This window comes from Cupriavidus sp. 05L310 (genome assembly GCF_056398185.1).
In genome coordinates this window covers 61086-82680 of record NZ_JBFTOX010000015.1, presented here as the reverse complement: position 1 = coordinate 82680, position 21595 = coordinate 61086, and the positions used below count along the sequence as shown (strand labels likewise).

The window sequence follows — 21595 nt, the reverse complement described above, 5'->3', positions numbered from 1 at the left end:
CTAAGTATAGTGAAATGGGGCGGATTCACCAGTCTTGACAAGCGCTTTTTTGGCGCGATTTCTGGTGCGGGCGCAGCATGCGGCGCTGCGCCAAACCCGCCAACCCAAGCGACTCAAGGGATCCCGCCCGACGGTGCGTTACCGCACTGTGACGCGAAATTTTTTTGATTGAGCTGGCCACTCCGATAGGCGCGGACTTTATCAGGGTTTTCCCCAGATTCACGCTATCCCCCAGGCCCCGCAATTGAGGCTTGCTTCAAGGCTGGTCTTTGCGGTAAGGCAACTGCCCCGGAGCCACGCCAGCAGCGGCGGCAAAGCCGGCCCAGTCGAAATGCGGGCCAGGATCGGTCTTGCGTCCGGGTGCGATATCGCTGTGCCCCGCCACCGCGCGCACCGGATAAGCGCCGAGCAGGGCACGCACCAGCGCGGAGGTGGTGTGGTATTGGGCCAACGCGAAAGGCTGGTCGTCGCTGCCTTCAATTTCGATGCCGATGGAAAAGTCATTGCAACGCGGCCGCCCGAAGAACTCGGATTGGCCGGCATGCCAGGCCCGGTCCAGGCAGGAAACGAACTGGACCAGTTCGCCCTCCCGCGTCACCAGGAAATGCGCCGAAACCCGCACCTGATGGATCGTCGCGAAGAAAGGATGGCGGGACGGGTCGAGGCGGTTCTGGAAGAAGGCCTCGATATCGCCGCTGCCGAACTGGCCCGGCGGCAGGCTGATATTGTGGATCACCACCAGGTCGACCGGCATGTGCGCGGGCCGGGCGTCGAAGTTGGGCGACGGAACGCGGCGCGCCGCGGGCACCCAGCCGGCCGGATCCGGGTGGAATCCAGGCCCGGGCGCGATCTTGCCGTTGTCGTGCTCAGGCATCGCGCTCTCCATCGGCGGCCAGCAGCCCACCCATCGGGCCGTCGCGCATCGCTTCGCTGGCGTCGGCACCGTCGGCCGCGTCGTCGCGGCCCTCGCGGATGCCAAGTTGCTGGATGCGGTAGCGCAATTGCCGGAAACTCAGGCCCAGCAGCGGCGCGGCGGCGGTGCGATTGAAACCGGTCTGCTGCAGCGCCTGCAGGATCAGGTCGCGCTCAAGCGCTTCCAGGCGGCCGGTCAGGTCGATCGGGAAGGTCGCGCGGCAAGCCGCTCCCTCCCCATCGCCCAGGCTTGGCGCCGCTGGCTGCGAAAGCGCAGCCGCGTGCGCGCCGGATCGGGATTCCGGCGGCGCTTCATGCTGGAGATCCGGCCTGAGACCGGACGGCGCTGCCGGCACAGCAGGCAGCGGCGGTGGCGCGCCGGCCCCTGGGTAGGCGACAGGCGCCGCCCAGGGCGCCGCGTCCGCCGAAGACACAGAGGCAGGCGGGCGCGGCAAGGCCGAATACCCCGTGCCCGCGTCCAGCGGGCCAAGGTCGTCCACCTCGATGGTTTCGCCTTCCGCGAAGGCGTAGGCCCGCTCCAGCAGGTTCTCCAGTTCGCGCACGTTGCCGGGGAACGAATAGTCGGACAGGCGTTGCAGCGCGGCCGCCGAAAGCCGCTTGGGATGGGGATCGCCGTAGCGCACCGCCAGGTGCTCCAGGATGGCGCCCGCCAGCACCGGGATATCTTCGTGCCGTTCGCGCAGCGTCGGCACGCGCAGCGCCAGCACGTTGAGCCGGTAGAACAGATCCTGGCGGAACTGGCCGGACGCGACCATCGCGGAGAGATCCTTGTGGCTGGCGCACAGCACCCGTACATCCACGCTCTCTTCGCGGCTCGCGCCGATCTTGCGCACGCGCCGCTCCTGCAGCACGCGCAGCAGCTTGACCTGCATCGCCAGCGGCAGATCGGCCACTTCGTCGAGCAGCAGCGTGCCGCCGTTGGCGGCCTGGAAGAAACCGCCGCGCTCGGCGTCGGCGCCCGTGAAGGCTCCCTTCACATGGCCGAAGAACTCCGATTCCATCAGGGTTTCGGGGATGGCGCCGCAATTGACCGCGATAAAGGGATGCGCGGCGCGCGCGCTCACCGCGTGAATGGCGCGCGCGGCGCGCTCCTTGCCGCTGCCGGACTCGCCGCTGATCACGATCGGCGCCATGCTGCGCGCCAGCCGGGACAGCGAGCGGCGCACCTCATGCATGGCCGGCGAATGGCCAGGCAGCAGGCTGGCCGCGCGGTCCGCGCTCTCCCGCACAACCGCGCCGGCACCCTCGGCGCCGTCACGCTGCTGGCGTCCCAGCGCATTGAGGATCAGGCTGCGCAACTGGTCCAGCGAGACCGGCTTGGCGATGTAGTCGAACGCGCCGGCCTTGAGCGCCTCCACGGCGTTGTCGGCGCTGCCATAGGCTGTGATCACGGCGACCGGCACCCGTTCCGGCGCACTCGAGAGCTGGCGCACGATATCGATGCCAAGCCCGTCGCCGAGCCGCATGTCGGTCAGCACCAGGCTATAGCGGCGCGCGGCTAGCTGCTGGCGCGCCTCCGCCAGCGAGCCAGCCAGCACCACGTCGTGGCCCATGCGGCGGATCGAGATATCGAGCAGTTCTCGCAGGTCGGCCTCGTCGTCGATGACGAGAATCGGATCGGGGCCTGGCGTCTTGAGGAGCATGGGTCTGCGTCTGGCGGTCTGGCGAAGTGGAATTGGTGCATTGGCGCGCGGCGGCCTGGCTGACGGCCTGGCGAACCGTTCGCGGCGGCAGCGCGGCTCAGCCGCCCGCGTTGTCCGGCGCGTCGATGCGCAGGGTCAGGACAAAGGCCTTGGCCGGCAGTGTATCGCGTGCCGCGGGCGCCAGCATGCCGGTCTGCGCCAGCAGCGCGTCAAGTGAAATCGTACCGTAGCGTACCTGGGCGTCGTTGGCGCCGCATAGCTCGCGCGCCATGAACAGGCCCAGGCCGGTGCCCTGGGCGTTGCTGGTAAAGAATGGCTCGAACAGCGTGCGCTGGTGCTCGCGCGACACCTCGACGCCATCGTTCCAGATGATCAGCTCGACGTGGTGCTGGTCCAGCGCGTGGGCCAGCAGCCGGATCGCGCCGGGCAGGCGGCTGCAATAGCGCCAGGCGTTGTCGAGCAGGTTGCCAAGGACCTGCTGCAGCTGCGACGGATCGAAGATGACCGGGCGCGCTACATCCACCGTGAGCCGCACCGCATTGGCGTTGATCTCCGCCGGCCGCGGCACGCGCCGCGCGCCGACCGGATCGTCGTTGACGGAGCGCGAGCGCATCTCCAGCCGCCAGCGGCTGATGATCTCGGGCAGGGCCTGGTTCAGGTCCACGGCAGAGCGCTCGGTGCGCGGGCGGCGCGACATCTGCAGCACGTCCGACACCACCTGGTCGAGCCGGCGCACATTGTCGTGGATGATGCGCAGCAGCCGGGCATCCACATCGCCTTCGGGCCGCCCCGCCTCGCCGGGACGCACGCCCCGGCGGCTGGTCTCGGCCAGCAGTTCGCTGGCCTGGCTGATGGCCGCCAGCGGATTGCGGATCTGGTGCGCCACGCTCGCCACCAGCCGCCCCATGGCGGCCAGTTTTTCCTGTTGCACCTGCTCGGCGATGCGTTCCCAGCTCTCGATGTGCACCAGCACCGTATCGCGCATCTCGCTGCGCAGCAGGGCCTCGTCCTCCGGGCGCCAGGCCATGGCCTCGCTCTGCGCGATGGCCAGGCGCAGCCGCGCCGCCGCCTCGGGCGACAGGTCGTTCCAGGTGCCGGTGTTCATGGCGCTCTGCGCCCCGAGCGAGACCGACAGCGAGGATGCAAAGGTCGAGCGCAGGCTGGCCAGCCCCGGCAGCAGGAAGCGCAGCCGCAGCCGCGTATGCAGGATGGGGCCCCGGCCCGAGGAGGGCCGCGAAGGCAGCGGCAGCAATTGCAGGATGCGCGGCGCGTCATCCTTGCTGCGCACCCAGTCGCGCAGCATCTCCATCAGCGGCTGCAGGCGGGGAATCTGGCGCAGGTCGAACAGCGCGTCGCGCCCGGTAGCCGGCGTGGACGTCTGCTTGCCCCGTTCGGCGGGCTGCACGCCCAACAGCACCACCGCGGCCGGGTTGGCCGCCACCACCACGCCGTTGGCGCGCAGCAGCATCACGCCATCCTGCATGTCGTTGACCATCAGCCGGTTGACCAGCTGCTGCAGGCGCAGCTCCTGCTCGCGCGCCAGCGCCAGCCGCTCCTGCGCAAGCTGGCGGTTGGCCAGCAGGTACATCAGCGAGGCCGCGATCATGAAGACCAGGCCATACAAACCCGAGCCCAGCAGGCCAGTGTCCGCCTGGCGCAGCAGCAGGGTCTGCGCGAAGGGGGCGCTCATCACCACCAGCGCCGAGACCGCCGCGGTGAATAGCGCGAACAACAGGCTGGTGAGCGCGCCGGCCTGCAGCGCCGGCAGCAGGAAGATCATGGCCAATCCCTCGCCGCGGTGGCCCTGCGCGAGAAAAATCAGGCCCAGCAGGACAAGGTCGGCCAGCACCTGGAAGCGCACCCGCAGATGAAAACCGCGGCGCCACCACAGCGTCGCGATCACCATCGCCAGCGCCACCCCGGCATACGGCACGGCCAGCGGCAGCGCGGCCAGGCCGTTGCCCAACCCCTGCGCGACCCGCTCGGTATCGCCGCGCTGCGCCGGCAGCCAGGCGTAACCCAGCAGCAGCACGGCCACCGCCAGCCGCGTCCAGCTGAAATAGCGCAGCAGGCGCCAGTGGAATTCGGGAGGCTCCAACTGGCGCCACAGTGCGGTGACGGCGCGCCAGGCATTCAGGCGGGACCAGAACGAGATGCTACCGTTCATGCGGCCGGGCTGTCCGGATCGCTGTCGGCAGGCAGGTGGGCGCGCCGGCAGTAGTGCAGGCCGCGATAGGCGATCGCTTCGCCCAGCGGCAGGTGCACGCCGCATTGCGCGCACTGCACCATGGGTTCCTGCGCGGGCTGGGTGCGGCCTTGCGACCCTTGCGCGGAACCATGCCGGGCGGCGCGATCCTCCCGCTGGCGCGCCTCGGCGCGCTGGCGAAGCCACCAGAAGAAGCCCAGCACCACGGCCAGGACCAGGAAGATGCGTGCCATGCCGGCCTCAGAGTCGGTGCAGGATGACTTCGATGACGAAGCGGCTGCCGACATAGGCCAGCAGCAAGATGCCGAAGGATGCGATCACCCAGCGCAGCGCGGTGCGCCCGCGCCAGCCATAAAAGGTACGTCCGGCCAGGATGCCGGCGAACATCGCCCACGACAGCAGCGCGAAGACGGTCTTGTGATCGAGCCGGAAGGCCCGTCCGAACAGTTGCTCGGAGAACAGCAGGCCCGACAGGATCGTCAGCGTCAGCAGCACGAAGCCGGCGCCGATCAGGCGGAACAGCAGTTTTTCGAGCGTCAGCAACGGCGGCAGCAGGTCCAGCCAGCGGCCTATCCATTGCGCCGGCTCGCTGGCCTGGCCGATCTGGGGCGAGCGGTTGAAACCGTGCAGGCGGCGTTCAGCCAGCAGCATCAGGAAAGCATGGAAGGCTGCCAGCGTGAACAGGCCGTAGGCCACGTTGGCGATGATGAAGTGCAGCTTGAACAACGGCCGCGCCGCATAGCCCAGGATCTGCGCACCGGGAAAGGCCAGCGGCATCAGGCTGGCCAGCATCGCCACCGGGATCACGATCAGGCCGAGACCGGCCAGCGAGAAGAAGAAGCTCTCGATCCAGTAGATGCCCACGCCCAGCCACAACATGGCCGACAGCGCGAAGGCAAAGCCGAACACCATGCGGTCGGCCGGGAAGATGGTTTCGTGCAGCAGCAGGCCGTGGCTGGCCACCGCGGCCAGCATCAGCACATGCCACCAGGCCGGGCGGTCCTCGCCGCGTCCGCCGGCGCCCCCGCCGCCCTGCAGCAACACGGTGGTCGCCGCGCCCCCGATGGCGCCGCCGGCGCCGGCAGCCGATAGCTGCGGGTTGCGCGTCGCCCAGCCGTGATAGGCCAGGCCGCAATAGAGAAGTGCCGTCAAGGCATACAGTACAATGGCCATTTGCACAGTTTACCTTAGCGCCCCGTCCCGGTGGCGCCCCGCTTGAGCCGGGTCCCGAGCCCGCATCAAGCCTCGATCAAGCCCTATCCCCCGGACTTCTGCCATGCTGGACAATCTCACTCAACGCCTGGCGCGGGTCGTAAAGACCATGCGCGGCGAGGCTCGCCTGACCGAAGCCAATACCGCCGAAATGCTGCGCGAGGTGCGCCTGGCCATGCTGGAGGCCGACGTCGCCCTGCCCGTGGTGCGCGAATTCATCGCCCGCGTGAAGGAAAAGGCACTCGGCGAAGACGTGGTGTCCAGCCTGACGCCGGGCCAGGCGCTTGTTGGCGTGGTGCAGCGCGAGCTGACCGCCGTCATCGGTGGCGAGGAAAGCCTGGCCGCCGGCGACAAGAGCGGCGAGCTGAACCTCGCGGTGCAGCCGCCCGCCATCATCCTGATGGCCGGCCTGCAGGGTGCGGGCAAGACCACCACCGTGGGCAAGCTGGCCAAGTGGCTCAAGGAAAACAAGAAGAAGAAAGTGCTGACGGTGTCGTGCGACGTGTACCGGCCCGCCGCCATCGCCCAGCTCAAGACCGTGTCCGAGCAGGTCGGCGCCGATTTCTTCCCCTCCGAGCCGGACCAGAAGCCGGTGGACATCGCCCGCGCGGCGGTTGACTGGGCCCGCAAGCATTATCACGACGTGCTGATCGTCGATACGGCAGGCCGCCTGGGTATCGACGAAGCGATGATGCAGGAAATCGCCGCTCTCCACGCCGAGATCAAGCCGGTCGAAACCCTGTTCGTGGTCGACGCCATGCTGGGCCAGGACGCGGTCAACACCGCGCGTGCCTTCCATGACGCGCTGCCGCTGACCGGCGTGGTGCTGACCAAGCTGGACGGCGATGCGCGCGGCGGTGCCGCGCTGTCGGTGCGCCACATCACCGGGCGCCCGATCAAGTTCGTCGGCGTTGGCGAAAAGCTCGATGGCCTGGAGCCCTTCTACCCCGATCGCATGGCCCAGCGGATCCTGGGCATGGGCGACATCCTCGCCCTGGTCGAGGAAGCCCAGCGCGGCGTGGACATGGAAGCCGCCGAGAAGCTGGCCAAGAAGATCAAGAAGACGGGCGACTTCGACCTCGAAGACTTCAAGGCCCAGATCGGCCAGATGAAGAAGATGGGCGGCCTGGGCAGCCTGGTGGACAAGCTGCCGGCGCAGTTCGCCCAGCAAGCCCAGGGCGCCAACATGGACGTGGCCGAAAAGCAGGTGCGCCGCATGGAAGGCATCATCAACAGCATGACCGCCGCCGAACGCGCCAAGCCGGAACTGATCAAGGCCAGCCGCAAGCGCCGCATCGCCACCGGCGCCGGCGTGCCGGTGCAGGAAGTCAACCGCCTGCTCAATCAGTTCGACCAGATGCAGAGCATGATGAAGAAGCTCAAGGGCGGCGGCATGATGAAGATGATGCGCTCGATGGGCGCGATGAAGGGCGGCATGAAGGGACTCTTCAACCGCTAAGCCATCCGGCGTGGCGGCGCCCTTTCCCGGCGCCGCCGTTTCACCCGCAAAAGATCAAGACAGAGACAGGATCCACATCATGATGACCGTCGAACAGGCCCGCGAACTGTGGGCCAACTCCGAGGAAATCGTCAGCGCGCAAGCCGTCCAGGAATCGCTGGACCGCATGGCCGGCGAGATCACGGAAAAGATGGGCGACACCTTCCCGCTGGTGCTGTCGGTAATGGGCGGCGCGGTGGTCTTCACCGGCATGCTGCTGCCCAAGCTGGCCTTCCCGCTGGAATTCGACTACATCCACCTCTCGCGCTACAACAACAAGACGGTGGGCGGCGAGATGCAATGGCGCGTCGCGCCGCGCGAGTCGGTCAAGGGCCGTACGGTGCTGGTGCTGGACGACATCCTGGATGAAGGCGAAACCATGGCCGCCATCCGCCAGCGCATCATGGACATGGGCGCCACCGCCGTCTACGCAGCCGTGCTGTGCGAGAAGGTGTTGCAGAAACCCAAACCCATGCACCCGGATTTCTGCGGCTTCACTGTGCCGGAACGCTATGTATTCGGTTGCGGCATGGACGCCCACGGCTACTGGCGCAACCTGCCCGCCATCAGGGCCTTGCGCTAAGGATCGGCCACAGCGAGGCCAGCAGCAACAGCGCCATCGCCACGTTGAACAGGCGCAGCACCCGCGGCTGCGCCAGCCAGCGCCGCAAGGCCGATCCGAACACCGCCCACATCGCCACGCTGGGCAGGTTGATCACGGCGAACAACCCCGAGAGCAGCAACACATTCAGCCAGACATTGCCGTGCAGCACGTAGGTGCTGCACGCGCCCACCGCCATCACCCACGCCTTGGGGTTGACCCACTGGAACGCGGCCGCAGCCAGGAATCCCATGGGCTTGCCCACCTCCTGGTCCTGCACGCCGCCCGACGTCGCCAGCTTCCATGCCAGCCAGGTGAGATAGAGCGCAGCCACGACGCGAAGTACCTGCCAGGTCCACGGCAATGCCGCGAACAGCGATCCCAGGCCGAGTCCGACCACCGCGACCATCAAGCCGAAACCGGCGCTGATGCCCAGCACATGGGGCACGGTGCGGGCGAAACCGAAGTTCACGCCCGAGGCCAGCACCATGGTGTTGTTGGGGCCCGGCGTGATCGAGGACACAAGGGCGAACGCGCAGAACGCGGCAAACACGCCGGATCCGGCGACAAGCTGGGGCACGGCCATGACTGACTCCATCGCATGCAAAAGGGAATGATGGCAGTCTAGCCACGGGGAACAGTACAGTACCGGTACAGTTAACCAGAAAACTGGCAATACGCCTTTGCGTGTCGCCAATGGCACCCCGCATCGGGCTGCTTCACGGGTTCGCCGCATTGACTGCCACGGCCAGCGCGATGCCCCAGAGGATGACACCGGTGGCACGTTCGACACCGCGCACCGAGCGGGCAAAACACGCCCGCACCAGCGGATGGCGCACGCCCCAGGCCACCAGGACGTCCCAGCCGAACACCATGGCGAACATCCAGGCACCGTAGCCAAGCTGGACCGGCAGCGGCGTGCGCGTGCCAGCCAGTACGGAAAACAGGCTGGCGTAGAACAATGCATTCTTGGGGTTGAGCACCGCGGAGAGAAAGCCGGTGGCGAGTTGCGCCGCGTAGGCGGCGTGGCCGGCGCCATGCGCCTGCGGGCCGTCAGCGCCCGGCATCCGCGTCTCGCCGCGGGCGCTCAGCAACCGCCAGCCGAGCCAGGCCAGGTACAGGCAGCCGGCCCACTGCAACACCGCGAACACGCCCTGGCTGGTACGCGTGGCGGCCAGGCCCGCAATGGCGAGGCCGATGAACACGCCATTGCCGAGCGCAATGCCCAGGCATACCGCGCTGGCACGTCCCACGCCATGCACCAGCGCGCTGCGCACCACCAGGAAGAAATCGGGGCCCGGACTGAGCAGCGCGAGAAAGTGCGCGCCCGCCACCATGGCAAATTGGCCGAAGCCGGAATCGAGGGGAAAGTCCACGCCAGTCCTTTCGTGTCTTGTGATGGGCACGAAGTGTGGGCTGCGAGGTAGTGGCGCGTATTGGAGAAAATTGCGTGCGGAGGCTCAGCCGGCGCGGCGCTGGTAGCCGCGCGGCGTCAGCGCGACACGCTGCTTGAACGCGCGCTGGAAATGGCTCTGGTCGGAAAAGCCCAGCGCCTGGGCGATCTCGGCGGGCGCCCCGCCCGCCCGCAGCAACTGGCGCGCATGGTTGATGCGTTGGTCCAGCTGATAGGCATGCGGCGTCATGCCGACCTCGGCGCGGAAGGCACGGATCAGCTGGTAGCGGCTCATGCCGGCGCCGCGCGCCAGTTCGGCCAGCGGCAGCGTTTCCGCGTGGCGCGCCTGCAGGATCGCCACAAGGCCAGCCAGGCGAGCCTCGGGCGTGCCGGGCGGGCGCGGCGCGCGCACCGCCTGGCGCCGGTCGGCGCAGCCGAACAGCGCAGCGACGAAGCCAGCCAGCATGGATTCCTTTTGCGCGATGGAAGCCGCGGAGAACAGCACATGGTTGAGGCGGCACAGGCCGGCATAGGTGTCGGCCGCGCTGGTGACGCGCACCCGTGCCAGCGCCGCCGGCAACGCCTGCCCGGCGCCGCGCGCCTCCACCACCGCGCCGGCCCAGGCCTGGTCCAGGTGCAACATCTGGTAGCTCCAGCGCCCATCCGGCTCCGGGTTGCAGGCGTGCACCTGGCCTGCCGGAATCACGACCACATCGCCTGCAGCGAGCCGCACCGACTCGGTTTCCGTACTGAATATGCTGTGGCCGCCATCGACGGCGCCGATCGACAGGGTGGGATGGGTATGCGGCAGGTAGGCGGCGCCGCTGTCGCTGGCGCGGCGGCTTTCGACATAGGGCATGGCCGGATCGAACCAGTAACAGGCCTGCTCCGTGCCGGCGCGGCCGCAGCGGCGCATCACTCGCTCCGGTACGGCCGCTCGCGCAGCCATTTGGTGGCGATCCATTTCTCGCCCGCCCCGACCGGCAGGCCGGCGTGCAGCGTGCGCTCATCCAGCGAGCCGTCGGACTTGCGATAGCTGAAATAGACGGCATTGCCCTTGACCGGCGCCACCTCCAGGCCAAGCTTGGGAAAAGCGGTGGCACCGCCGGCTGCCGGGCTGTTCAGGTAGATCACCAGGGTGGCCACACGTTGCCCGCCCACCCTTAGTTGCCGCGCCTCCCCGGGCCGCTGGGGATTGAAATAGTCGTAATGCGGCTGGTACTCGCCGCCAGGCTTGTAGTTGAGGATCTGCAAGCCCTCGCCGCGATCCGCCGCAATCCCCGTCACCGCGGCGATGCAGTCCTCGATGCGCTCGATCAGCGGATGCTCGCCAACCTGGAACATCGCGCCCAGGCTGGTGCGCGCTTCGATCAGGTTCTCGTCGCCGGTATCGGGGTTGATCACCGGCGAACGCGCCAGGCGACCGCGCGCCAGCTCCACCAGGCCATCGCACTCGGCATCGGTCAGCAAATGCTGAAACAGGGTGACGCGCGGCGCCGCGAGAGTAAACAGGATGGGAATCTCGCGCCCGGCATGATGGGCCGCGTTGCGCCCGGGCTGCGCGCCGGCCTGGCCCTTGCCGCCGGCACATTCGCCAGCATTGCCGGCGGGCTTGTCGATGCCAAGCTCGGCCGCCATCTCCGCGGCGGTGTCGGCTGCGGTCCCGCGCGCCTCTGCCCTCGCCGCGACAGCCAGCGCAGCAGCCACGGTGGCCTGTGCGAAGGCTTGGTCGTAGCCCGACTGACACATCGACTGCACCAGCGCCTCGGCGCCGAAGCCCTGCCCGATATGGCGCCGCAGCCAGCGCTCCAGGTCCGCGGAGGAACTGGTGTAGCCCGCCTTGCCGGTGCTACCGGGCGTGCCGGGTGTATTGCTCATGAGGGGTTGGCCAGGCGCTGCGGCGAGAATGGATTGCGCGACGGCGCTTCGGGCGGCAGCACGCGGCTGCGGGTGGCCGTGCCCGTTTCGGGATCGCCGGCCACGGTAACGGTGGCTTCGGAGTATTGCCAGCGCTTCCAGGCCGCCAGCACTGCGTTGGGGTAGTCGGGGCGGCCCCGGCTGCCGTTGTAGCGGCCCAGCGCCAGGAACAGGTCGCCCTGCTCGCGGTCGAGATAGTGCCGCAGGATGGTACAGCCGTAGCGCAGGTTGCTCTGCAGGTGGAACAGCTTGCGAGAGTCGCCATCGCCGATGCTGCGCACCCAGAATGGCATCACCTGCATCAGCCCGCGGGCGCCGGCCGAGCTGATCGCGTACTTGCGAAAGTTGCTCTCGACCTGCACCAGACCGAGCACCAGCGCCGGTTCCAGCCCGGCGCGCTTGGCTTCGTAGTAGGCGGTCTCGATCAGTTCGATGCGCACCTGCGGCTCCGGGATACGCCCCGCGAGCCGGTGCGACATCTCCTCCAGCCACTTGATATACGCCAGCTGTTCGCCACCGGTGGCGAACGCCGGGCGCAGGGGACGGCTATCCGCGATAGCCGCGGCAAGCGCGCCGCGCACCGAATCCGCCAGGTCCTCCTCCTTTTGCGCCCCCGCGTGCGCGGCGGCGCTCAACGCCAGCAGCAAGCCGGCGCCGGCCCGCGCCAGGCGCAGGCGGCGGTCCGGGGTCAGGTCCTGCAGGCGCGGGAGGCGCATGGCGTTCAGGCGGACAGCAGTCCGCGCACGTGGGCAACCACGTCCGCGACCGGCAGTTGGGTCGCTTCGGCGTCGCGGCGGCCCTGGTATTCGACCCGGCCTTCCTTCAGGCCGCGGTCGCCTACCACCACGCGGTGCGGCACGCCGATCAGCTCCCAGTCGGCGAACATGGCGCCGGGTCGCTCGCCGCGATCGTCCAGGATCACGTCGACGCCGGCCGCCAGCAGTTCTGCATGGATACGGTCGGCTTCGGCCTTGACGGCCTCGGAGCGGTCGTAGCCAACCGGGCAGATCACCACCGCGAACGGGGCGATCGCCGCCGGCCAGATAATGCCGCGCTCGTCGAAGTTCTGCTCGATGGCGGCGCCCAGGATACGGGTCACGCCAATGCCGTAGCAGCCCATCTGCATGGGCTGGGTCTTGCCGTTCTCATCCAGGAACGTGGCGCTCATCGACTCCGAGTAGCGCGTGCCGAGCATGAACACGTGACCGACCTCGATGCCACGGCAGATTTCCAGCGTGCCCTTGCCGTCCGGCGAGGCATCGCCCGCCACCACGTTGCGCAGGTCGGCCACCACCGGCTCGGGCAGGTCGCGGCCCCAGTTGACGCCTGTCAGGTGGTAATCCTTTTCGTTGGCGCCGCAGACGAAGTCGCTCATATTGGCCACGGTACGGTCAGCCACCACCTTGACGGGCTTCCTGGTGTTGATCGGCCCGAGGTAGCCAGGGGGCGTGCCGAAGGTCTCGACGATCTCCGACTCGGTGGCAAAGCGGAACTCGGCCAGGCCGGCCACCTTGGTGGCCTTGATCTCATTGAGCTCGTGATCGCCGCGCAGCAGCAGCAGCCAGATCTGCGAACCGGCCTCGCTGTCGGTGGCCAGCACGATCGACTTGACCGTGCGCGCCAGCGGAATGCCAAGCAGTTCGGCCACTTGCTCGCACTTGGCCTTGCCCGGGGTGGGCGTATTGACCATGTCTTCGGCCGGCGTGGCGCGCTGCGCCAGCAGCGGCAGGGCTTCGGCCGCTTCCATGTTGGCGGCGTAGTCCGAGGTGGGGCAATAGACGACGGCGTCTTCGCCGGTATCGGCGATCACATGGAACTCGTGCGAGCCGGAGCCGCCGATGGCGCCGTTATCCGCCGCCACGGCACGGAATTCCAGGCCAAAGCGCTGGAAGATGCGCACGTAGGCGTTGAACATCTTGTCGTAGGAGACCTTCAGCCCCGCCGCGTCGCGGTCGAAGGAGTAGGCGTCCTTCATGGTGAATTCGCGCCCGCGCATGATGCCGAAGCGCGGCCGGCGTTCGTCGCGGAACTTGGTCTGGATCTGGTAGAAGTTGACCGGCAGCTGCTTGTAGCTGCGGATTTCGCTGCGGGCGATATCCGTCACCACCTCTTCGGAGGTGGGCTGCACGGCAAAATCGCGCTCGTTGCGATCCTTCAGGCGCAGCAGTTCCGGGCCCATCTTGTCCCAGCGGCCGGTTTCCTGCCACAGCTCGGCCGGCTGGATCACCGGCATCGACAGCTCGACCGCGCCGGCGCGGTTCATTTCCTCGCGCACGATGGCCTCCACCTTGCGGATCACCCGCAGGCCCACCGGCATGTAGTTATAGATGCCCGCGCCGAGCTTCTTGATCATGCCGGCGCGCATCATCAGTTTGTGCGACACGATTTCCGCGTCGGAGGGGGCTTCCTTGAGGGTGGAAATGAAGAATTGCGAGGCTTTCATCCGTTGCTTTCTCGTGAGGCCATGCCCGCCCCGGCGGGTTCCGGGTGCGGGATGGCGCGAATCCATTGCGCGTGCGCCTGATGCGGCGCTTTCTGCTCGGGGAAAACCAGCACCCCGTTGCACAAAGCCCCATTACGCGCTTCCTTTATAATCGACGTAATTCTAAAGGATTCGAGGTGCAGTCATGCTCGATCGTGAAGGCTTTCGCCCGAACGTCGGCATCATCCTCATCAACGCACGGAACGAGGTGTTCTGGGGCAAGCGTATCGGCGAACATTCGTGGCAGTTTCCGCAAGGCGGCATCAAATACGGCGAAACGCCGGAACAGGCGATGTACCGCGAGCTACATGAAGAAGTCGGTCTGCTGCCCGAGCATGTCAGGATTGTTGGTCGCACGCGCGACTGGCTGCGTTATGAGGTGCCGGACAAGTTCATCCGCCGCGAAATCCGCGGCCATTACAGGGGACAGAAGCAGATTTGGTTCCTGTTGCGCATGGCGGGCCGCGATTGCGACATCCGCCTGCGTGCTACCGACCACCCGGAGTTCGATGCCTGGCGCTGGAGCCATTACTGGGTCCCGCTCGATGCTGTCATCGAGTTCAAGCGCGACGTCTATCAACTGGCGCTGACCGAGCTGTCCCGCTTCCTGCAGCGCAATACCCGCGCGCCGCTGAGCCCTTACGGCACGCATGGCCGGCACGGCTCCGCGCGCTCCGGTTATGCCCGCGGGGGGCTGGACGAGCATCCCGACAGCGTGCCGGCCCTGGCGCATCAGGACCTGGCCCGCGATCCGGGCCCAACTTCGCCGGCCGAACCGGCGTCCACAGAACGGAGTACCGATGATTGAATTCGCCGGCCGCGGCTTGCGCCCGAGCCTGCCTGCCGCCTGCTTGCTGGCGGCAACCCTTTGCCTCGGGCTGGTTGGCTGCGCCAGCAAGCCCACGCCGCAGCCGCAGCCGCAGCCAGCGGATGAGGCCGAGAACTACACGCCGCCGAAGAAGGAATGGAGCATACTCGACCCCTTCGCCCCGAAGGACTTCAAGGAAGTCGAGGTCCCGCTGCCGGCATTGCCGCGCGATGCGGACCTGATCACGTTCGAGGTCAGCCCCGCAGGCAACTTCAATTTCGCGGTGGACGCAAAGTCGGTGTCCGTGGGCGCGGATGGCGCGGTGCGCTATACCGCGGTCGTTACAGGTGCAAGCGGCATGCGCAACGTCAGCTTTGAAGCCGTGCGCTGTGACACGTTCCAGCGCAAGATGTACGCCACCTTGCCCAAGGGGGCGACCGACTGGGTGCGCAACCGCAGCGACGACCGCGAAGGCTGGACCCAGCTGGCCGGTATCTCGCGCAACAACTACGCTGGCACGCTGGCCAAGGATTTCATGTGCGAGGGCCGCGGGGCGGCCGGCACGGCACAGGAGATCGTCAGGGACTTGCGTGGCGAGGCGCCGCGCAAGAGCGCGATCCAGCGCTGAGAACGCATGCGGCGCGGTAGTAGGGCGCCGTATCAAACACAAAGGGCTGCCTGGGCAGCCCTTTGTGTTTGTTGCCGCGCGCTTCGCGCCATTCAGACCAGCACGAGATTGTCCCGGTGGATCAGTTCGTGCTCATTCTGGTGGCCCAGCACACGTTCGATCTCGGACGACGGCTTGCGCGCGATCAGCTTTGCCTCTGAACTGGAATAGTTGGTGATGCCGCGAGCCACCTCATGCCCGGCGGCGTCGATGCAGGCGATGACTTCGCCGCGCGCAAACTCGCCCTGCACTTCCACCACGCCGATCGGCAACAGGGACTTGCCGCCGCTGGTGAGTTTGTCGACCGCGCCAGCGTCGATCACCACCCGCCCGCGCAGTTGCAGGTGATCCGCCATCCACTGCTTGCGCGCGGTAAGACGTCCGGTCGGTGCCAGCAATTGCGTGCCGATGCCTTCACCGCCAGCCAGCCGTTCGAGCACATTGGCTTCGCGTCCCGACGCGATCACGGTGTGCGCGCCCGACTTGGCGGCGCGCTTGGCGGCCAGGATCTTGGTCAGCATGCCGCCGCGCCCGATCGACGTGCCGGCGCCGCCGGCCATGGCTTCCAGCTCCAGCGCGCCGGCCAGCGCCTCATCCACGAATTCGGCCTGGGGATTGCTGCGCGGATCGGCGGTATAGAGGCCACGCTGGTCGGTCAGGATCACCAGCGCATCGCCTTCGATCAGATTGGTGACCAGGGCGCCCAGAGTGTCGTTGTCGCCGAACTTGATTTCGTCGGTGACCACGGTGTCGTTCTCGTTGATGATGGGCACGACGCCTAGCGACAGCAGGGTCAGCAGGGTCGAGCGCGCATTGAGGTAGCGCTCGCGGTCAGCCAGGTCGGCGTGGGTCAGCAGGACCTGGGCGGTGCGGATGCCGTAGCGGCCGAACTGGCTCTCGTAGACCTGGGCCAAGCCCATCTGGCCCACCGCGGCGGCGGCCTGCAATTCGTGGATTTCCTTGGGGCGCCGTACCCAGCCCAGCCGCTGCATGCCCTCGGCAATGGCGCCAGAGCTGACCAGCACGACTTCCTTGCCGGCCATGCGCAGCTTGGCGATCTGCGCCGCCCAGCGGGCGATGGCCTCGTGATCGAGACCCTTGCCGTCGTTGGTCACCAGGCTGGACCCAACCTTGACGACGATACGTTTTGCCTGGGCGATGACCGATTGCATGGAGAGAATCCTGTCTGCTGGGTACTGTCGTTTTTTGGCGGGCGAGCGCATCGTCTCGCCCTGGTGCCGGGCTGCCTGTCTGGCCCCCCGGCTTAGTTCTGCTCGCCGCCGGACTGGTCAACGTTGTGCAGCCGCTCATCCAGGCGGATGTCCGGCTCCGCCAGCGCGGCCACTTCCTCGGCCTTGATCGCGGCCAGGTGATCCTTGATCGCGTAGATCAGTTCGCGGCAACCTTCGCCGGTCAGGGCGGAGATGCGGAACACCGGGCCCTTCCACTTGTAGCGCTTGACGAAGTCCTTGACGCGCGCCTCGCGCTCTTCGTCAGGCACCACGTCCAGCTTGTTGAGCACCAGCCAGCGCGGTTTTTCGTAAAGGCTTTCGTCGTACTTCTTCAGCTCGTTGACGATGGCGCGGGCTTCGGCCACCGGGTCCACGCTTTCGTCGAACGGCGCCAGGTCGACGATATGCAGCAGCAGCCCCGTGCGCTGCAAGTGGCGCAGGAACTGGTGGCCCAGCCCGGCGCCTTCCGCCGCGCCCTCGATCAAGCCGGGGATGTCAGCCACCACGAAGGACTGCTCGTGATCGACCCGCACCACGCCCAGGTTGGGATGCAGCGTGGTGAAGGGGTAGTCCGCCACCTTCGGGCGCGCATTGGAGATGTGCGAGATAAAGGTCGACTTGCCGGCATTGGGCATGCCCAGCAGGCCCACGTCGGCCAGCACCTTCAGCTCCAGCTTGATCATGCGGCGCTCGCCGGGCTTGCCGTCCACCTGCTGGCGCGGCGCGCGGTTGGTACTGGACTTGAAGTGCAGGTTGCCCCAGCCGCCCAGGCCACCCTGGGCCAGGCAGACGCTCTGGCCATGCTCGGTCAGGTCGGCGATCAGGTCGCCGGAATCCATGTCCAGGATCTGCGTGCCGACCGGCATGCGCAGCTTCACGTCCTCGCCGCCCGCGCCGTAGCAGTCGGCGCCGCGGCCGTTCTCGCCGTTGCGCGCCACATGCTTCTTGGCATAGCGGAAGTCAATCAGGGTATTGATGTTGCGGTCTGCCACCGCATAGACGCTGCCGCCGTCGCCGCCGTCGCCACCGTCCGGGCCACCGAAGGGCACAAATTTCTCGCGCCGCATCGATGCGCTGCCATTGCCGCCGTTGCCGGCGATGACTTCAATTCTGGCTTCGTCGATGAACTTCATGATGACCTTCCGTGGTGGAGCGGCCGCAGCGCGTGCCCGGCCAGGATGGCGGGGCCGCGCGCTCGGCGGATGGCGACACTGATATTGTCGCCAGAAACGAAAAAGCCCCGCAAGTACTGCGGGGCCTTCATGCTGCAAAGGCTGTGATCAGACTGCCGGAACGACGCTGACCTGCTGCTTCTTGGCAGCGCCCTTGACGGCGAACTGCACGTGACCGTCGACCAGGGCAAAGAGGGTGTGATCCTTGCCAATGCCAACGTTCTCGCCCGGGTGCACGCGGGTACCGCGCTGACGCACGATGATGCTGCCGGCGTTAATGGCCTGGCCACCAAACACCTTGACGCCCAGACGCTTCGATTCGGAATCGCGGCCGTTCCGTGTGGAACCGCCGCCCTTTTTCTGTGCCATGACTAACTCCTGTCGCTTTACTTTACCTAGTTACGCTTGAATTCGATTTCGATGAGGACTGAGCGCGGGCTCAGGCAACGATCGCTTCGATGCGCAGCTCGGTGTAATTTTGACGATGGCCTTGACGCTTTTGATAGTGCTTGCGACGGCGCATCTTGAAGATCTTCACCTTATCGTGACGACCTTGGGAGATAACGGTAGCCTTGACGGAAGCCCCGCTAACCAGCGGCGTACCAAACTTGATTTGGTCGCCTGCGCCCACTGCGAGCACCTGGTCGAGCGTGATTTCTGCGCCAATGTCTGCCGGTATCTGTTCTACTTTAAGTTTTTCGCCAGCAGCAACCTTATATTGCTTGCCGCCGGTTTTTACGACCGCGTACATTGTCGAACCTCTCGATGTGAAATAAAACGCCGAAAACCAACGCCGGCGCGCCCTTGCGTCCGTTTCATCCCGCCGCCGCCGATCCTGGGATCAGCCGCAAGCTAGGAAAACAGACAAGCCGGACGGCCCAATTGGCCCGGTTATCTCCCGCCAGCGCACCCGCAGACAACACAAAGCGGCCGGAGGAAACCCACGATTCTATACCAAAGCCAGGAAAAGTACAAAGAAAACAGACACATAGCCTGCCCGGCGGCGTCCGGCGCCGCCTGAGGCACTTCTCCGCCCGCCTGGGTCAGATCAGGTCCGCCAGCAAAAAACCGGCCAGGGCGGCGAAAGCTGCCCACAGCGCAGTGCGGCGCAAGCGGCGGCTTGAGGAGGAATGTTGCTGGGTCATGCCCGCATTATAGGTTGCCCCAGCGGCCGCGGCCGCGCTCTTCCTGGCAAGGCTGCGACACCGCTGCACCCTCCGTTTGGGGGACATACATACACCCGCATCGCTTATAATCGGCGGGTTTTGCGTAACGGTGAACATCTTGTCCCAGTCTTCCGCCACTGCCTTGCTTGCCCCGGTCGCTGCCGACATGCGCGCCGTTGATTCGGTTATCCGCCAGCGCCTCGCATCGGAGGTGCCACTGATCGAGCAGATCGGCGAGTACATCATCAGCGCGGGCGGCAAGCGCCTGCGCCCGGTGATCCTGCTACTGTCCGCGCGGGCCTTCGGCTACGACGGCAACCGGCACCACGACCTGGCCGCGGTGGTCGAGTTCATCCACACCGCCACCCTGCTGCACGACGACGTGGTCGACGAATCGGAGCTGCGGCGCGGCCGTCAGACCGCCAACGCGGTATTCGGCAACGCCGCCAGCGTGCTGGTAGGCGACTTCCTCTACTCGCGCGCCTTCCAGATGATGGTCGACGCCGGCAGCATGCGCATCATGGAGATCCTCTCCAATGCCACCAATGTGATCGCCGAAGGCGAGGTCCTGCAACTGCTGAACATGCACGACCCCGACGTCACGGTGGAGCGCTACCTGCAGGTGATCCGCTACAAGACCGCCAAGCTGTTCGAGGCGTCTGCCCAGTTGGGCGCCGTGCTGGCCGGCGTCGACGCCGCCACCGAGGAAGCCGCCGCGGAGTATGGCCGGCGCATCGGTACCGCCTTCCAACTGATCGACGACATGCTGGATTACACCGCCAGCGCCGAGCAGATGGGCAAGAACGCCGGCGACGACCTGCGCGAAGGCAAGCCGACCCTGCCGTTGCTGCATCTGCTCGAGCACGGTACCGCCGAACAGCGTGCGCTGGCCCGCGAGGCCATCGTGCAAGGCGGCACCGAGCATTTCGATGCCGTGTTCGCGGCAATCCACGCCTGCGGCGCACTGGAGGTCACCTTCCAGGCAGCGCAGCGCGAAGCCGATGCGGCGGAAAAAGCGGCCCGGCAGTTCCCCGACTCCCCCTTGAAGCAAACGCTGATCGAGCTGTGCGCGTTTTCGCTGCAACGGCTGTCCTGATACCGTAGCGCGAACAGCGCGCGGCGGCCCGCAAGGGAGCGGCGGCCCGGCCGCTCGCTCCGTTCGGCAAGAAAGGCCGCCGCGCTGAGGATGCACCTGACGACAGTACTCTCCTGCCCTAGATGCTGATGGCCCACCGTTGTGCGCCGTTAACAAATCAAGCAAACCCAACATCTGGCACTTGCACCTGATTCTCGCACTGCCCCGCAGCGTAGCTAGCGCCGGAAAAGAATCCGGCAGGGGAGGTGCGAAAGCGGAATCAGGGATATTGCTTTCGCGTCGCCTAACATCTGGCCCTGTTTGCCCCTATTTGCCCGCCATCTGCATCAGAGTCTTGCGCGTAGGCATCAACAACAGGAGCCCCTTGATCGCGTAGATCACGATCAAAGTTCCACTCAGATCCCCTGCGAACATGACCAGAAAGCCTTGCACAAGATTGCTGCTATCGCCATGCAGGGCGAACCAGATATGGTGCAACAGCGGGCTAGCGACGGCATACGCAACAACGCAGAGCAATAGCCGCTTCGGCGTCAGATTGGTAAGCGACGCGCGCAGGCCGAAAATTTGCTGCGCAAGCCGATAGACCAGGTAGGGGGCGACTGTTGCCACGATGCCGCCCATGAATGCCCTGCTGAAGTCGTTCGGGAAAAAGTAGAAGAAGCTAACCAGCCACGATACGAGCAGCAACCCGATCGCACCAGCTTCTCCGAACAGCAGCGTGCACAAGAGCCGCATGCCAGCGGGCAGATAAACCCAGTTGATGCCGGGCACGAATTCCAGGTTGCGGAACAACCATTCGTTGAGCACCAACATCAGGATGAACATCACGATTGTCGTGATGACCATGCCGAGTTGCAGGCGTAGGTTTGACATTGGCGTAGAATTCCGCGGTGGTGAGTGGATGATAGCTGATCCGCGAACAGCACAAGTGCAGCCCCTCGCTTCTGGGGACGAATTCATGACCCGACCCGCTGATATCTACCTGCGATTCTTGCAGCTTGCCGAAGCGTTGCGAGGCCTGCCTGCGTTACCGGCCCTGGACCCGCTCGAGGAACGCATTCTCGAACTGGTAGCGCGGGCAAGCCAGACGCAAGAACGCTTATCCGTCAGGGACATGATGGCCAATAGCGATCTGGGGTCGCCCGCGACCCTGCACGCCCGCCTGAAGTCCATGCGCAAGAAGGGCTGGATCACGCTGTCGGATACGGAAGATGCGCGGCGCAAGCAGGTGGAACTGACGCAGGCCGCACTTCGCCATTTCGACAAGCTTTCCGAGTGCCTGGTAAAGGCAACGTCTGGCAAATAGGCGCGCTTTTTCAGCGTCTATCCCGATGCCATACTGCCCAACTGCGAGAGTCGGCACGTACAAGCGCTCGCCCTCTTCCATTCTGAAAAAAAGGCTGCTACACTTGTGTGCTTTCGCGCTGCAGCAACTTTCTGGCGCTGAAAATAACAAACGGGGTGTAGCTTAGCCTGGTAGAGCGCTACGTTCGGGACGTAGAGGCCGGAGGTTCGAATCCTCTCACCCCGACCAGTTTCACGGTCCCCGAGACCGTACAAAAAAGGCCG

At 66.3% G+C, this 21595-nt stretch carries 22 protein-coding genes and 1 tRNA gene; 7 read left to right on the top strand and 16 right to left on the bottom strand.

The features are described from left to right. Nucleotides 1–256: 256 nt before the first annotated feature. The 5 genes from ampD to AC1DS6_RS13295 all read right to left on the bottom strand — a co-directional run bounded on the left by ampD (nucleotide 257) and on the right by AC1DS6_RS13295 (nucleotide 5955). The gene (gene ampD, locus AC1DS6_RS13315; protein ID WP_441625582.1) at nucleotides 257–874 is read right to left on the bottom strand and encodes a 1,6-anhydro-N-acetylmuramyl-L-alanine amidase AmpD; all 618 of its coding nucleotides are present in this window, start codon (nucleotides 872–874) and stop codon (nucleotides 257–259) included. Then, nucleotides 867–2576 (bottom strand): sigma-54-dependent transcriptional regulator, encoded by a 1710-nt coding sequence (locus tag AC1DS6_RS13310; protein WP_441625584.1) that lies wholly within the window; start codon nucleotides 2574–2576, stop codon nucleotides 867–869. The genes ampD and AC1DS6_RS13310 overlap by 8 nt, the downstream gene beginning before the upstream one ends. 97 nt (nucleotides 2577–2673) lie before the next feature. Continuing rightward, nucleotides 2674–4743 carry a sensor histidine kinase gene (locus AC1DS6_RS13305; protein WP_441625586.1) on the bottom strand — a complete coding sequence of 690 codons (2070 nt, stop codon included), beginning with the start codon at nucleotides 4741–4743 and terminating at the stop codon, nucleotides 2674–2676. Further along, nucleotides 4740–5015 carry a PP0621 family protein gene (locus AC1DS6_RS13300; RefSeq protein ID WP_441625588.1) on the bottom strand — a complete coding sequence of 92 codons (276 nt, stop codon included), beginning with the start codon at nucleotides 5013–5015 and terminating at the stop codon, nucleotides 4740–4742. The genes AC1DS6_RS13305 and AC1DS6_RS13300 overlap by 4 nt, the downstream gene beginning before the upstream one ends. A 7-nt stretch (nucleotides 5016–5022) precedes the next feature. Further along, nucleotides 5023–5955, bottom strand: a complete 933-nt coding sequence (locus tag AC1DS6_RS13295) for a cytochrome C assembly family protein (protein ID WP_441625590.1) — start codon at nucleotides 5953–5955, stop codon at nucleotides 5023–5025. A gap of 103 nt (nucleotides 5956–6058) precedes the next feature. On the opposite strand from AC1DS6_RS13295, the gene ffh reads away from it, so the two are divergent. Together ffh and AC1DS6_RS13285 are read left to right on the top strand one after the other, a co-directional pair. Then, complete coding sequence (gene ffh / locus AC1DS6_RS13290) at nucleotides 6059–7453, top strand: signal recognition particle protein (protein ID WP_441625592.1); 1395 nt, start codon at nucleotides 6059–6061, stop codon at nucleotides 7451–7453. 79 nt (nucleotides 7454–7532) lie between these two features. After that, the gene (locus AC1DS6_RS13285) at nucleotides 7533–8075 is read left to right on the top strand and encodes a hypoxanthine-guanine phosphoribosyltransferase (protein WP_441625594.1); all 543 of its coding nucleotides are present in this window, start codon (nucleotides 7533–7535) and stop codon (nucleotides 8073–8075) included. Here the strand turns inward: AC1DS6_RS13285 and AC1DS6_RS13280 are convergent. The 6 genes from AC1DS6_RS13280 to AC1DS6_RS13255 form a co-directional block, all read right to left on the bottom strand. Then, complete coding sequence (locus tag AC1DS6_RS13280; RefSeq protein WP_441625596.1) at nucleotides 8059–8679, bottom strand: LysE family translocator; 621 nt, start codon at nucleotides 8677–8679, stop codon at nucleotides 8059–8061. The genes AC1DS6_RS13285 and AC1DS6_RS13280 overlap by 17 nt on opposite strands. A 133-nt stretch (nucleotides 8680–8812) precedes the next feature. Then, on the bottom strand, nucleotides 8813–9469 hold the full coding sequence (locus AC1DS6_RS13275; RefSeq protein WP_441625598.1) for a LysE family translocator: 657 nt from the start codon (nucleotides 9467–9469) through the stop codon (nucleotides 8813–8815). 84 nt (nucleotides 9470–9553) lie between these two features. Then, nucleotides 9554–10402, bottom strand: coding sequence for a helix-turn-helix domain-containing protein (locus tag AC1DS6_RS13270; RefSeq protein ID WP_441625600.1), 849 nt, complete (start codon nucleotides 10400–10402; stop codon nucleotides 9554–9556). Continuing rightward, the gene (locus tag AC1DS6_RS13265) at nucleotides 10402–11364 is read right to left on the bottom strand and encodes a 2OG-Fe(II) oxygenase (protein ID WP_441625602.1); all 963 of its coding nucleotides are present in this window, start codon (nucleotides 11362–11364) and stop codon (nucleotides 10402–10404) included. The genes AC1DS6_RS13270 and AC1DS6_RS13265 overlap by 1 nt, the downstream gene beginning before the upstream one ends. Continuing rightward, nucleotides 11361–12119, bottom strand: a complete 759-nt coding sequence (locus AC1DS6_RS13260) for a lytic transglycosylase domain-containing protein (protein ID WP_035875556.1) — start codon at nucleotides 12117–12119, stop codon at nucleotides 11361–11363. The genes AC1DS6_RS13265 and AC1DS6_RS13260 overlap by 4 nt, the downstream gene beginning before the upstream one ends. Before the next feature lie 5 nt (nucleotides 12120–12124). Then, entirely contained in the window at nucleotides 12125–13846 is a 1722-nt protein-coding gene (locus tag AC1DS6_RS13255) for a proline--tRNA ligase (RefSeq protein WP_441625604.1), read from the bottom strand. A gap of 184 nt (nucleotides 13847–14030) precedes the next feature. On the opposite strand from AC1DS6_RS13255, the gene AC1DS6_RS13250 reads away from it, so the two are divergent. Together AC1DS6_RS13250 and AC1DS6_RS13245 are read left to right on the top strand one after the other, a co-directional pair. Next, complete coding sequence (locus AC1DS6_RS13250) at nucleotides 14031–14693, top strand: RNA pyrophosphohydrolase (RefSeq protein ID WP_035875560.1); 663 nt, start codon at nucleotides 14031–14033, stop codon at nucleotides 14691–14693. Further along, complete coding sequence (locus AC1DS6_RS13245; RefSeq protein ID WP_441625606.1) at nucleotides 14686–15321, top strand: CNP1-like family protein; 636 nt, start codon at nucleotides 14686–14688, stop codon at nucleotides 15319–15321. The genes AC1DS6_RS13250 and AC1DS6_RS13245 overlap by 8 nt, the downstream gene beginning before the upstream one ends. Nucleotides 15322–15413: 92 nt before the next feature. Here the strand turns inward: AC1DS6_RS13245 and proB are convergent, their stop codons facing one another. From proB to rplU, 4 genes are all read right to left on the bottom strand, one after another. Next, the gene (proB, locus tag AC1DS6_RS13240) at nucleotides 15414–16532 is read right to left on the bottom strand and encodes a glutamate 5-kinase (protein WP_035875564.1); all 1119 of its coding nucleotides are present in this window, start codon (nucleotides 16530–16532) and stop codon (nucleotides 15414–15416) included. Nucleotides 16533–16624: 92 nt separating this feature from the next. Then, nucleotides 16625–17725 carry an Obg family GTPase CgtA gene (gene cgtA / locus AC1DS6_RS13235; protein ID WP_441625609.1) on the bottom strand — a complete coding sequence of 367 codons (1101 nt, stop codon included), beginning with the start codon at nucleotides 17723–17725 and terminating at the stop codon, nucleotides 16625–16627. Between the two features lie 147 nt (nucleotides 17726–17872). Then, nucleotides 17873–18133: a 50S ribosomal protein L27 gene (rpmA, locus tag AC1DS6_RS13230; RefSeq protein ID WP_035875569.1), complete on the bottom strand. Its 261-nt coding sequence runs from the start codon at nucleotides 18131–18133 to the stop codon at nucleotides 17873–17875. A 70-nt stretch (nucleotides 18134–18203) separates the two neighbouring features. Further along, the gene (rplU, locus tag AC1DS6_RS13225; RefSeq protein ID WP_006576525.1) at nucleotides 18204–18515 is read right to left on the bottom strand and encodes a 50S ribosomal protein L21; all 312 of its coding nucleotides are present in this window, start codon (nucleotides 18513–18515) and stop codon (nucleotides 18204–18206) included. Between the two features lie 581 nt (nucleotides 18516–19096). Here rplU and ispB point away from each other — a divergent pair. Continuing rightward, nucleotides 19097–20026, top strand: a complete 930-nt coding sequence (gene ispB, locus AC1DS6_RS13220; protein WP_051649341.1) for an octaprenyl diphosphate synthase — start codon at nucleotides 19097–19099, stop codon at nucleotides 20024–20026. A 306-nt stretch (nucleotides 20027–20332) separates the two neighbouring features. On the opposite strand, the gene AC1DS6_RS13215 is transcribed toward ispB, so the two are convergent. Next, nucleotides 20333–20899, bottom strand: coding sequence for a hypothetical protein (locus tag AC1DS6_RS13215; RefSeq protein WP_441625611.1), 567 nt, complete (start codon nucleotides 20897–20899; stop codon nucleotides 20333–20335). 85 nt (nucleotides 20900–20984) lie between these two features. Here AC1DS6_RS13215 and AC1DS6_RS13210 point away from each other — a divergent pair, with 85 nt between their 5' ends. Together AC1DS6_RS13210 and AC1DS6_RS13205 are read left to right on the top strand one after the other, a co-directional pair. Beyond that, nucleotides 20985–21332, top strand: a complete 348-nt coding sequence (locus tag AC1DS6_RS13210; RefSeq protein WP_035875574.1) for a transcriptional regulator — start codon at nucleotides 20985–20987, stop codon at nucleotides 21330–21332. 151 nt (nucleotides 21333–21483) lie between these two features. Next, a tRNA-Pro gene (locus AC1DS6_RS13205) sits at nucleotides 21484–21560 on the top strand. Nucleotides 21561–21595 lie beyond the last annotated feature (35 nt).